Source organism: Blautia sp. SC05B48 (assembly GCF_005848555.1).
Classification (GTDB): domain Bacteria; phylum Bacillota; class Clostridia; order Lachnospirales; family Lachnospiraceae; genus Blautia_A.
The window spans coordinates 1,099,051-1,111,288 of the sequence record NZ_CP040518.1; the positions used below are offsets into that span (position 1 = coordinate 1,099,051).

16 protein-coding genes are annotated in these 12,238 nt (G+C 40.5%); all 16 read right to left on the bottom strand.

All coding sequences use genetic code 11. The features are described 5' to 3' along the window. Positions 1 to 6: 6 nt before the first annotated feature. On the bottom strand, positions 7 to 510 hold the full coding sequence (locus EYS05_RS04980; RefSeq protein ID WP_138276734.1) for an antirestriction protein ArdA: 504 nt from the start codon (positions 508 to 510) through the stop codon (positions 7 to 9). Further along, positions 429 to 725, bottom strand: a complete 297-nt coding sequence (locus EYS05_RS04985; protein WP_074073962.1) for a conjugal transfer protein — start codon at positions 723 to 725, stop codon at positions 429 to 431. The genes EYS05_RS04980 and EYS05_RS04985 overlap by 82 nt, the downstream gene beginning before the upstream one ends. A gap of 87 nt (positions 726 to 812) precedes the next feature. Continuing rightward, positions 813 to 1,283: a GyrI-like domain-containing protein gene (locus EYS05_RS04990; protein WP_002347256.1), complete on the bottom strand. Its 471-nt coding sequence runs from the start codon at positions 1,281 to 1,283 to the stop codon at positions 813 to 815. Next, positions 1,280 to 1,522, bottom strand: a complete 243-nt coding sequence (locus EYS05_RS04995; protein ID WP_002347257.1) for a DUF3781 domain-containing protein — start codon at positions 1,520 to 1,522, stop codon at positions 1,280 to 1,282. The genes EYS05_RS04990 and EYS05_RS04995 overlap by 4 nt, the downstream gene beginning before the upstream one ends. A 216-nt stretch (positions 1,523 to 1,738) precedes the next feature. Beyond that, positions 1,739 to 2,380 carry an alpha/beta hydrolase gene (locus tag EYS05_RS05000; RefSeq protein WP_008393975.1) on the bottom strand — a complete coding sequence of 214 codons (642 nt, stop codon included), beginning with the start codon at positions 2,378 to 2,380 and terminating at the stop codon, positions 1,739 to 1,741. Positions 2,381 to 2,414: 34 nt separating this feature from the next. After that, the gene (locus EYS05_RS05005) at positions 2,415 to 2,636 is read right to left on the bottom strand and encodes a hypothetical protein (protein ID WP_002323342.1); all 222 of its coding nucleotides are present in this window, start codon (positions 2,634 to 2,636) and stop codon (positions 2,415 to 2,417) included. Further along, positions 2,637 to 2,771: a DUF3789 domain-containing protein gene (locus tag EYS05_RS05010; protein WP_002322987.1), complete on the bottom strand. Its 135-nt coding sequence runs from the start codon at positions 2,769 to 2,771 to the stop codon at positions 2,637 to 2,639. A 12-nt stretch (positions 2,772 to 2,783) separates the two neighbouring features. Continuing rightward, a complete protein-coding gene (gene mobT / locus EYS05_RS05020; protein ID WP_138276735.1) occupies positions 2,784 to 3,980 on the bottom strand; it encodes a MobT family relaxase in 1,197 nt (398 codons plus the stop codon). Positions 3,981 to 4,163: 183 nt separating this feature from the next. Beyond that, positions 4,164 to 5,558 carry an FtsK/SpoIIIE domain-containing protein gene (locus EYS05_RS05025; RefSeq protein ID WP_008687115.1) on the bottom strand — a complete coding sequence of 465 codons (1,395 nt, stop codon included), beginning with the start codon at positions 5,556 to 5,558 and terminating at the stop codon, positions 4,164 to 4,166. A gap of 98 nt (positions 5,559 to 5,656) precedes the next feature. Beyond that, positions 5,657 to 6,421, bottom strand: coding sequence for an MBL fold metallo-hydrolase (locus tag EYS05_RS05030; protein WP_008687118.1), 765 nt, complete (start codon positions 6,419 to 6,421; stop codon positions 5,657 to 5,659). 101 nt (positions 6,422 to 6,522) lie between these two features. Next, the gene (locus EYS05_RS05035) at positions 6,523 to 6,906 is read right to left on the bottom strand and encodes a YdcP family protein (RefSeq protein ID WP_008687119.1); all 384 of its coding nucleotides are present in this window, start codon (positions 6,904 to 6,906) and stop codon (positions 6,523 to 6,525) included. A 15-nt stretch (positions 6,907 to 6,921) separates the two neighbouring features. Then, positions 6,922 to 7,248, bottom strand: coding sequence for a YdcP family protein (locus tag EYS05_RS05040; RefSeq protein WP_008687121.1), 327 nt, complete (start codon positions 7,246 to 7,248; stop codon positions 6,922 to 6,924). Between the two features lie 43 nt (positions 7,249 to 7,291). Then, a complete protein-coding gene (locus EYS05_RS05045; protein WP_074068281.1) occupies positions 7,292 to 7,474 on the bottom strand; it encodes a hypothetical protein in 183 nt (60 codons plus the stop codon). Positions 7,475 to 7,486: 12 nt separating this feature from the next. Next, positions 7,487 to 10,531 carry an SrtB-anchored collagen-binding adhesin gene (locus tag EYS05_RS05050; protein WP_138276736.1) on the bottom strand — a complete coding sequence of 1,015 codons (3,045 nt, stop codon included), beginning with the start codon at positions 10,529 to 10,531 and terminating at the stop codon, positions 7,487 to 7,489. A gap of 444 nt (positions 10,532 to 10,975) precedes the next feature. Further along, positions 10,976 to 11,671 carry a 50S ribosomal protein L1 gene (gene rplA, locus EYS05_RS05055; protein ID WP_015525334.1) on the bottom strand — a complete coding sequence of 232 codons (696 nt, stop codon included), beginning with the start codon at positions 11,669 to 11,671 and terminating at the stop codon, positions 10,976 to 10,978. A 95-nt stretch (positions 11,672 to 11,766) separates the two neighbouring features. After that, positions 11,767 to 12,192 carry a 50S ribosomal protein L11 gene (gene rplK / locus EYS05_RS05060; protein ID WP_118515829.1) on the bottom strand — a complete coding sequence of 142 codons (426 nt, stop codon included), beginning with the start codon at positions 12,190 to 12,192 and terminating at the stop codon, positions 11,767 to 11,769. Positions 12,193 to 12,238 lie beyond the last annotated feature (46 nt).

Here is a 12,238-nt window from a genome sequence, read left to right on the forward strand (position 1 = left end):
CATTTCCTACTCTGGCAGTTCAAAGATACCGTGTTCCGTTACTAAAAATTTCCCGTGTTCCTGCAAGTGAGAAGCGTAGGCTTCAAAGTCAAAATAGTATTCTTGACAGTCCTCGGATAAATGCTTAAATGTCGGGTCATTCATCAGCTTTTGTTTTGCAACATCTATCATGCTTTTACAGTCTGGATAAACCATAATCACGTTCCTGCAAATATAAAGTGCTTCTAAATTTTCATATATAGTAAGTAGTGATACATATTCTTCCTGCATATCACTTGAAAGCTGGCGGTACATAAAATCTAATTCGTTAAGCTGATACACGCTTGTATGTTCGTGAACTTCATCAGCATAAGGCAACACCTTTTCGATAATGCGGTAATCCCCACTTTCTGCACCGATACCTAGCTTTTCTTCAAACTCTGCAACATCTATCGGCAGGTCGAACCAGTATGATGTTGTTTCTTCGCCAGTTGTTCCTTTCGTTTCCACCAGCACCCTTGTTTCCTGCATTGTTCCTCACGTCCTTTCTGTTGTTTCATCACATCTTTTATGGTCTGGTACGACATACCAAACACATACTTTGAAAAATCTTCTAACTGTCTTTCTTCATAGTCAGCAAGGTTCAGCCGTTTCATTTCATGCCACACCTTACGCTTGTAAGAGGGCAGGTCGGAAAGATAATCACAGCCGACTTTTGCCTGCATATCCTTAAAAATATCGCTCATTTCATCACTCCAATCTGAAATTTTGGTAAGAAAAAAGCAGTCAATCCTAAGACTAACTGCTTTGTGTGTAGGGATATAAAATTGTTTTTAATCTTGAATAGGTATCCAAATTTCAATAACTGAATTATCTCTATTCCAATGGAAACGGTAATCATATTTTTCAAAGTGCAGGATAATATTTTTTATAGGGGTATATGGTGTATTAGGAATAATTTCCTGATAAATTTTTCCATAAGTTTCATATATTTTTTCCATAGCACCGATATGCTCCATGACCAAATATTTATAAGACGGTATTTCTTTATACAGAAAGTTGTCTGGAATAATAGTTCGCTTTGGTATAGAACAGAAATAATAAAGTTTTCCATTTCTCCGTTCCATAAAAGCATATTTTACCCAATTTCCCGATTGTGAAAGATATGATTTCTTCAAATTACTGTTAAACTTTCTCCAAAACTGCGTACTAATCTGAATATTCCTTTTTTGGTAATTCGTAAGCTCTACTTCCTGCCCAATAACTGAAAATGCGTCTAATTCTCTTATAGAATAATTCATCATTTTACTTTGTGAGCAGTGATAATGGTATAACTGTACGCATTTATTGTAATGATACAATTATCAATCGTTATGTACCAGTTTTTCCCTTTTCTTATAATTTCTGCATTAGAAAGACTGATTTTTTCTTTGCACCATTCAATCACGTTTTCTACATTCAAAGATAAGTTCTTTTTAATTCTAATAACGCCAAGTTCAGTTGTATGAAGTCTATCCAAGTTTTCCAGTAATTCATTTGCCATATTTTGACACCTCATTTTTCAACAGATTTATTTGTATATTTCATATCCCAATTATATCATTCTCATATCAGCACCACAATAAAATTTTATGCACCGATAATCTTATTGAACAGCTCTAACAGACACCATTTCATCACTCCAATCTGAAATTTTGATAAGAAAAAAGCAGTCAATCCTAAAACTAACTGCTTTGTGTGTGGATATAAAATCTAAATTCTATTGTATAACTTTTCTTAGCCAATTATCTCTAAAGAAAATCTGTTCGTCAGTATGAAACCAATGTTCTCCGTCATTCATAACGGTAAGATTTGCACAATGTCTATCAATAAATTTATCTACCGTTTGACGTGATGTAAGATTATCATGTTCAGCATACAAAATTTCAGTAGGCGTTTTCCAATTTATCGGGTTTGCCCGAACAAAACATAGATATTCCCACGATAATGTTTCTCCAAAATCAGTTGGTATTTCTTTTCTTTCAGAAAGTTCCTTTTCAGACACATTCGCCCAGCTCATCATATCTACTATAAGTTGTTCCATATCAAGTATAGGCGATATGAATAATGCTTTTTCAATCTTGAAATTCTGTAATGTGTGCATTGTAAAATAAGCTCCGATACTATTAGCAAGTACATATATGTAGTCATATTTTTCAGATATTTTATCGTAGACTTCCATAATTTTATTTTTTACAATCCACGGGAAATAGTCATTATAATCTACTCCAAAAACATCAAAGTCTAAACAAATATTTTTGAACTGTTCAGCTTCAAGATAACTTCCACCTTTACCATGAACATATATCATTGCTTTCTTCAAAATAACGCCCCCATAAATCAGAATTTTATATATCCACATTATACCATTCTCATATCAGCACCACAATAAAATTTTATGCACCGATAATCTTATTGAACAGCTCTAACAGTACATCTTTCACACCGCCAGCATTGAATACCAAGCCGACAGCAATCAAGGCAACTACCAAGAAACCGATAAGTTTGGAAAACTCACGCTTGAACCCTAAGTAGATACCGATAACCACAATCGCCATAAGCACTAAGCTCTGTGCGTTTGATAAAAACCATTGATATAAATTTTGTCCGAAATTCATTTAATTGTCCTCACTTTCTTTTAATTGTTTCATTTCACAGTCAGCTTCTTTGCCGACATTCAAAATACACATCAAGACTACGCCGATACCCATTCCCATAGATACCAGCAGGAAGTCTTTTAATAATACCCACATTTTTTATCACTCCTAACTTTCTATCAAATCTTTTGCAGGGGTCGTCTGCTGTTTGATTATCATTTCATGCTTCTCTGTAAGCTTTGCCTGCTGTTCGATTGTTTCCATGTAGTCTGTCCCATTTCCTTTATCAATCTTTTTCAGCATTTTCAAGGTCGGTGCTACCTGCCTTTGTACCCAACGTAATGTACGGTCTAAGGTGTAAGGCTCTGGCTTTGTCGTCAGCTTCAAGCTCTGTCTGTTATCGCCGATAAACCAAGCCCAGCGGTCATTGAGTTTCCAGTCATTTTTTCGCTTGTCGGGTTCTTCATCAACAAACCGCACATACTGGTTGATGATAGAAAAGGCGGTCTGCTCTGCGTCATAATAGGTCAGCAAATCTCGTACTGCATAATAGGCACGTTCATTTCTAAGCCGTATCTCAAAACGGTTGATAATGTCGGCTTCTTCCAGAGGTGTCCCTAACTTGACATACTGCTCATAGTCCTTTTCATAGATACAAAAATACACATCTGATTTCAGCGACCCAAGATAAAGGGTACGTCCCATATATTCTCTGTCGTCCTCTCTGTGCTTGATAAGCTCGCCCGACTGGTAAAACTTATAGCTTCTGGACTTTCCGATATATTCCCGTTTCCTGCATTTTTCCGCAAGCTCTGGAATATCCAAAATGCCCGTATGGTCGTTGATAGCAAGGTCGATACGCTTCATCACGCCACCGTCTACCAATGCGTCCATGAGGAAGTCATACCAGCTTCGTTGCTGTGCCAGCAGGTAACTTTCAAACTGTCGGCAACCACGCCCCTTTAATTCTAAAAGGACACCTTTTTCTTCGTCAGCCGACGTATAGATAAAGATGTCCCCTAAAGAATAATGCTCCGCATAACTGTAATGTCCGTAATCTTCATGGAGCATATAATTGATATTCAGTTTTAATATATCTTTGATGATGTGCTGTATATCCAGCGTGGAAAAACGAATTTTCACATAATCAAACAGCATGGTAAGCGGTGCTTCTGGATTGAACCTTGCCAGTTCTTTATGCAGAGTTTCCAGAAGTTCCTTTGACGGCTTCATTTTTCCACTTTCTATCTTGTTGAGATATTCCCTTGTGATACCCGAAGCCACCGCCAGCCTGCCTTGTGAGATACCGTAAGCAATCCGTTTCTCCCGTAATTCTTTTATCCATTGTTCTTCATTCAGAACCATACCCCCAATCTGTAAAGTGTGAAGTTTTTTAAGGCGACTTCACAGTCGATTTTTACTAGAAAACCATGTCAGAAGCCTTATGTTTCCTATGTTTTTTGTCTATTGTCTATTTGCAAACGTACCCCTCTGTTAGATACCGAGGGGTTTTACCTGCTGGCGTGGCTTACGCCACACCAGCAACGGCTAGTCCGTGCCGTCGCCTTTCGCTTCGCACGTCGCCGTCCCGTCCTGCCTTGCTTGTGCAAGAGAGCCGATAGTCTGCAAAAAATCATGTCCTTTCGGGACTAAAGGCGTGTAAAACTCACTGATAACGCTTGTTCCCACATCACAATAGCCACGCCCCTTGATACGCTTCTGAAAAAACTGTTTTTTCACATCTGAACCGAACAGCATACCGTAACCTAATTCGCTGATACGCCCCAAGCCCACACGGAAATTGAAGTTATCTCTGATACCGTCCGAGAAATACTTTGCGTCTGGACGCTGGCAGGCAACGATAAGGAAATAACCTGCTTGTCGTCCTAACATAACGATTTTCTTTAACTGGCTAAGTAAGCTCACACTTTCTTTCGTCCCCAGCATTTCAAAAAATGCTACATATTCATCAAAGATAAGAAAGCAGGGTGGCAGTCCCAGATAGGCATAGTTTTCGCCCGTCTTATAGTTCGGGTGTCGCTTCATTTCCTCGCTTCGTTGTACCATGCCCTCATAAAAGGCATTGACACAATCAATCATTTCTTCTTTGGTATGATACACATTTCCCATGACTGTTCCTAAGTCTGCTAAGTCCGCATTTTTCGGGTCTAAGATGTAAAGGACAGCGTTGGTATGCAGTAGGGCTTCAATGAGCGTCAGCAGAAAATAAGTTTTACCGCCACCCGTTCCACCAGCGATAAGGGCGTGTGGAAGTGCGTCATATTCCCAGACAAGATTTTTCATCAGTCTAAGACAGCCGTTCTCTGCCCGTACTTCATCAATGGTAATGCGGTTCGCTATCATATCATAAAGTAGGGTATATTCGATATAACCGTCATGCAGGGTCTTGTCTGTCAGCTCACAATACAAGCCACTTTCCAACTTATCCTCCAACCGTAAAAGCTGGTCTTGATATTTTCCCAGCGTAATTTCACAGCGGATATGAAGAAGTCCTTTTTCCATTTGATAATAAATCTTTGGAAACCAGACGATTTTTTCCCTTGATCTGCTTTGCAGGTCAGTAAAAAAACCGCTATCTTGTACGGTATCGGCTTCATACCACTTATTTTCCAGTATCATTCTTGCCAGCTTTTGACGGTGCAGTAGCTTCTTGAAACTGTCGTAACAGAAGCGGTAATACCCAAAAGCGACCAATGCACAAACACCAGTCGCTATCAATATGGTTATGAAGTTGTAAGGGGAAAGCGTCAAGCCGTTTTCTAACAAGCTGAAATGCTCCCAGTCGGTACGCATGAGCTGTTTGCTATTCAGTAGCAGGAGAACTGCCACGAACACAAACAGAAGCGTCTCTATGGAAAAATGATAAACAAGGTGCTTGTCGCTGGCTCTGATACGGTGTCCTTTGTTCCAAATCATACGCATAAATCAATCACTCCTTTCTGGGTATGAAAAAAGCAGTCAATCCTAAGACTAACTGCTTTGTGTGTAGGGATATAAAATTGTAAAACTAAGATTGCATTTCAGATATGGATTTGAAACCCCTCATAGCTGAATATACCATTCCCTTGTTTTAATTTCCCTTCATTTGACAAGTTGTGAAAAGCTGTCTCTATCTTGTCAATTATAGTAACTGGAATAGATAAATGATGATGTCCTGGCAAAATTCGACTTATCTTTAAAGATTGAATTTTTCTAACAGACTTCCAAAATTCTTGTGGGTTTGTTGATGGATAAAAAGCATCAAGGCAACCGCTATATATCAAATCGCCGGAATACAGATATTTTCTATCCGCTTCATAGAAACAACAATGTCCGGGAGAATGACCGGGCGTGTGAATAACTACCAACTTTCTGTTCCCTAAGTCAATACAATCTTCATCATGTAAAATCATTTGCGGAACCCCTTGAAAAATCTGATATTTCTCTACCTTAAAATCCGAGGGGAAATCACATGGATTGCACATAATATTGTTTTTTACCACTTGCAAAGGTATAGGGAATTTGACCGATAGCCATTCTTTTTCTGCTTCATGAACTGCAATAGACCGAAAATATTTATGTCCACCGATATGATCCCAATGAACATGAGTAGTGATTACTGTAACGGGCAGTTTCGTCAATCCATCAATAACCTCTCTGATGTTGGAAACACCTAAACCTGTATCAATCAGAATGGCTCTTTTTGTCCCACACAATAGATAACAATGTGTTTCTTCCCAGTGTTTGTATTCGCTGATGACGAATGTATCTTGGTCTATTTGTTCGACGGTAAACCAACTGTCCATATACTATTCTCACTCCCTAAAAATTTTAATTTGTCGCTTTCTTCATACCCATATTATAACAGTTCCGTATATCCTCTACAACGAAAATCTATTCAGCAAGTCTATTTTTTCGGTTGTCCCTGCGGTGTATGGTTCTGTGTATTGCCTGCGTTCTGGTTGCTTTTATTCTTCAATACAATATCCTCTGCCTTTACATACCAGTCCACATCTGCACCCGTATAGGTTTTTCTTGATACCGTATCGGCTACTGGATTGACAAGCTCCACAACTGCATTGTAAGGAAATTCCCTTAACGGTACTTCTGGCGGTACAGACACGGGGATAATTCCACCGTGCAGACTGCACTTCAAATCATAGATACGCTTTTTAAGCTGGGTACTCGGTGTCCCGTCCTCATTCTGCAAGAACACATCACGTACCGCTGTAAATTTTAATTCTCCAAATGTTTTCTCTTTGTCAATAACAAACCCGTTTGATAATCTCATAAATTTTCCACTCCTTTACTTTTCTTCAACTGCTACAATATCATCAGCAACTAATACATAATCGGTATGTCCCATATCCCCGATTGCGTAACCTCTGCCGTATAACTTCGGATTGACAAGTTTTACTTTCTGCTCATACTTGAAATGCTTTTCGCCAGCCTGCACAGGAATTTCCACCACAACATTTTCGCCTTTCTGTATGTCAGAATAAAGGTTATAGCTTCGTCTGGCTATGACCTTGCGATTGTTTTTATCTCTTTCAAAGATAGGCTCGCTTTCCCCTGCAAATTCAAGAGTTCCAAAAGACTGTGCCATATCTGGCACGACATATTTCATTTCCATAGTGTTTTACCTCGTTTCTTTCTATTTTTGATAAGTTAATTGATTATGATTTCTTATTCTGGCGGTTTGGGAAGTACCAGCAATCCCCCAGATAGTAAAGGGTAAAATCAATGCTTACGCACCCTTGACTATCCGTGTTCTTGCAGGTTGTTGGCAGACAAGCCAGAATAAGCGGAAGTCTGCCATTTGACAGCTTCGGCGGAGAGCGTGATTTTTCTTTCCTCATACCGTTACCACCTTATGATTTCTTCATTTTACGGCGTTTGTAAAGATATGTTCCAGCCAGTCCACCAGCAGACGCAAGCAACATCACGACAAATGCCATTACATTTGTACTGTCGCCCGTTTTGGGACTGTCGCTAGGTCTGTTAGGCTTTTCTGGTGTCGGTGGTGTTTCGGGTTTCTCTGGTTCTTCTGGCTTTTCCTTAAAGGTAATCGTCTGTCCCTTATCCTCAATATCCTTATGCTCGGTAACTTTCTTCGGCTCGTCTGGATTGCTTAAATCGTATAATTCCTCAAAAGTTACAAGCTGTTTGCCGTCAAGGGAAGTAGCGTCAAAGGTAAAGGCAACTTCCACTTTCATAGCTTCGCTGTCAGCGGTAAACGTATAATCACTTTCCACACGCTTTCCATTGATAAGAAGCTCTGCATTTTCTTCTTTCAACATCTGCCAGCCCTTTAACTGATATTTTGTGCCGACTTCTAAGCCCTCTAAGGTTACGGTATCAATGATTGTAACGTCTTTTCCTGCTTCAAGTTCTTTATTGCCGTCCTTACCGGTAGCAGTCGTATGAATTTTGATGATACGCTCTGTGATAAGTACGGTCTGCCCGTCGTCCTCAATGTCTTTATGTTCCGCAACTTTCACGGGTTCGTCTGGATTGCTTAAATCATATAATTCCTCAAAGGTAACAAGGTTCTTGCCACCTAAAGCAGACGCATTGAATGTATAGGAAATTTCCACTTTCATTTCTTCGTCATTAGCGACAAAGGTATAATCATTTTCCACACGCTTTCCGTTAATGATAAGCTCTGTATTTTTTTCTTTTAACATCTGCCAGCCTTTGAGCTGGTACTTTGTGCCTTTTGTAAGTCCGTCTAATTTGACAGTATCAACGATTGTTACCTCTTTTCCTGCAAGGATAGTCTTTTCGCCGTCTTTGCTGGTCGCTGTGGTATGGATAGAAATTTCTTTTTCGTATTCATCAGTCAGCGTTCCTAAATCAATCACAAGATTATTTCTTGATACCACGATTTCAAAAGGTGGGATAAGTTCAAAGCCTTTGTTACTATCAGAGCGTAATTCTTCAATGATGTAAGTATCGTAAGGTAACGCACCTTTGCTGTCGTCTGGTTCAGAAGTTCCAAACCACACACCATCCTCGCTGGTCTTTCCTGCGTTTGTATTGTGCTTATGAGAAGCCCAGTCAGCAGAAGTAGAGAATTGCCCGTTATCATCAGTTACCACTACATGATTTTCGCCCGTCGTCTTGCTTGTGATCCTAAAGGGAACATCAGCAAGACGCTTGTGTGTGCCTGCACCGATTTTTACACCCTCAATATCTCCACGCTTAATCTGATTATAGATAGAATGGGCTTCGTCGATTAAGTCCACGATTTTTCCGTTTTCTGTGATTGCAAAATCAATCGGTTTTGCACCGTCTGTCAAATATCCGTTTGGAGCTTCACTTTCAGCGATACTGAAATTTCCATAAGGTAAAAGGTCAGCAGAAGTGGAAGCGACACCCTCAAGGTTTGTATGAATAGTCTTTACGACTTCATTTTTCTTGTAGAGCTTGCCCTCAACCAATACCGCATTATCATTTAAGGAAATGATGTCAAAGGCAGTATCTTTCAAAGTGGCACTTCCTTGTGGTTTGGTATCGCCCGTTTCTAAATCTCGTTTCTGAATTTTGACACCGCCACGGATAACCTTGTCTGATACGGAAAACTGGTTACTTCCAGATAATACGGCAAGGTCGCCGTCCTCGGTAATCTGTGTTACATATAAGCCTTTTATCTGTTCGGACTTATCGCCAGCCTGCATATATGCACCCTCTAACAAGTAGCCGTTTGGAGCTTTTGTTTCCTCAACGGTTAGCGTCCCAAGTGGAAGAACCGCTTTGCTGTCCTGCATATAGAAGCTGTCGCCAGATACCTTGTATGCGTCCGCTAATTTTGTAATGTAGTGGGCTGTCCCGTCGCTGTCTGTTTCAGCGATTGTCTTTGTAACCCATGTACGAGTAGCTTCGGCAGGGAGATTGTCTTTATTATAGAAGCCAGCATAATACTTCCATGTAAATTCCGCGCCTGCTAGAGAAGCGTTCCCTTGCGGATTGTTTTTCTGTGTTTCCATGTCAATCTTGAAAAGCTCAATCAAAGTGTCCGTTACTTTTGGCGTATCAGATACTTTCAAAGTCGCTGTCTTTCCAGCTTCAACCTTTAAGGAATATACAGTTTTATCTACCTTATATCCTGCTGGTGCGGATAATTCCTTGATATAGATTGTGCCTGCTTTTACCTCTACAACATCTGTATTTCCGTTTTTATCAGTCGTAAGGGTGGCAAGCTGTTTTGTGCAGTCCTTATCAGCAAAGACACCGTATGTTGCACCAGCAATAGAGTAATTTTCGTTACCGTCTGTAATGCCGGTATTACTGGAAGTCTTTTGAAGTGTAGCATTTCCGACATTCAACTTCGCCCAGAATTGCCCTAATTCCTGTCCCTCGCCAGAGTAGATATAACCTCCACATTCATAGCGTCCTTTATTTTCTTTGACAAAGGCTCTTGCACCAGAGAAAACTTCGTCCTGCGTTGCCTTTGGAATTTCATCATAAGAAGCTCGCACGTTATCACATTGCCAGCCGAGATGTACGCTCAATCTCTGCCAGACTACACATTGTTCCAATAGATAAACTTGTTTGTAGTTCAGTTCCTTGTGGGCTTCGCCATACTGTTTGACATATTCTAAGGATAACGCCACATCTGAAATCTGGTCGGCACTCATGCGTGAGCTTGCGTCAGCTCTGGTCTTGTAGCCATTCTTAAAATCTGTATTGATGTCGATACAATAGGCAGTTTCGCCCTCAACTTTCATCATGCCCTCATTGAATGTAGAACCAATAGAACCGTCATTCATTACTTTTTCAATGATACCGACACGCTCTGCACTTTCCGTCCAGTATTGCTTACTTTCTGCATGAACGGGTGTAGTCGGTAAAGCAGTAACGACAGTTGCAAGAGCTAAGAAGCCCGTACACAATCGTTTTAATATCTTTTTCATAAATCTAATGCTCCTTTCATTTTGGGTAATAAAATAGCCGTCCAATAAGAACGGCTGAAAATAGAAAAGGAACGTCATTTTAGGCGTTCCATAGTCTATGAAATATTCAATTTTTTCTTGTTTCAATACTGATGTGCTGTACCATATCTTTGCATATCTAGGAAAACTTGCGTATCAAGGCTCATTCGTTGGTAGTAAATAAGTAGTAAATTGATGAGTTTGTTTCCTTGAAAATGCTGATAGATACTGTATTTTAGCGGATAATCAGATTTTTATTGTGTTTTTTCTGTAAAATCTATATGAAAAAGCTCTGATGAGCTTTCAGTCTGTTACAACTCTGTTTGTGCCTTATTGTAGGATTTTTGTCCCCAAAAATCAAGGTGTATAAATGTATAAAAAAACACCCTGTACAAAGTTTTCTCTGTACAGGGTATTTAAAATTTATTACTGAGCTAATTTAATCGGGTTAAGCTTAACACCAGGTCCCATTGTCGGAGCGATTGTAACGCTCTTCAGATACTGACCTTTCAGTGTGCTAGGTCTAGCCTTTGTGATAGCTCCCATAAGCGTCTGGAAGTTGTCGCTTAACTGCTCCTCGGTAAAGGAAGCCTTTCCGATCGGAACATGGATGATGTTGGATTTGTCAAGACGATACTCGATCTTACCTGCTTTAATGTCGTTAACAGCTTTTGTTACGTCCATTGTTACAGTACCAGCTTTCGGGTTTGGCATTAAACCTTTCGGTCCAAGTACACGACCAAGACGACCTACAACGCCCATCATATCCGGTGTTGCAACTACAACGTCAAAGTCAAGCCATCCCTCGTTCTGGATCTTCGGAATGAGGTCCTCAGCTCCTACGAAGTCTGCTCCTGCTGCCTTTGCCTCTTCTGCCTTAGCATCTTTAGCAAATACAAGTACACGAACTTTTTTTCCTGTTCCGTGTGGCAGAACAACTGCTCCACGGATCTGCTGATCTGCGTGACGTCCATCGCAGCCTGTACGGATGTGAACTTCGATGGTCTCGTCGAACTTAGCTACAGCTGCTTTTTTAACAAGGCTGATAGCCTCTGGTGCATCATATAATGTTGCGCGGTCTACTGCTTTCGCAGCTTCCACATATTTCTTTCCTCGTTTCATTTCTATAACCTCCTGTGGTATTTGCGGGGAAAAGCCCTCCCACTTGAAAATTTCACTTTTTCTACGGGAACCCCGAACTTAAGCTTCGGTATTTATTAGTCTACGACTTCGATTCCCATACTTCTTGCTGTACCGGCGATCATGCTCATAGCAGCCTCGATGGATGCTGCATTGAGGTCTTTCATCTTCAGCTCAGCGATCTCCTGAATCTGTGCCTTAGTAACTTTAGCTACTTTGGTCTTGTTCGGTACACCGGAACCAGATTTGATGTTTGCAGCTTTCTTAAGAAGAACTGCTGCCGGCGGAGTCTTGGTTATGAAGCTGAAACTTCTGTCAGCGTAAACAGTGATAACAACCGGGATGATAAGATCTCCCTGATCAGCTGTTCTTGCGTTGAACTCCTTAGTAAACTGTACGATGTTTACACCGTGCTGTCCAAGAGCCGGACCTACAGGTGGTGCTGGAGTTGCTTTACCAGCCGGAATCTGTAATTTGATATATCCTGTTACTTTCTTTGCCATTTTCGGCACCTCCTATGTGGTATTGGCGGGGGTGTGTCCCTCCCAC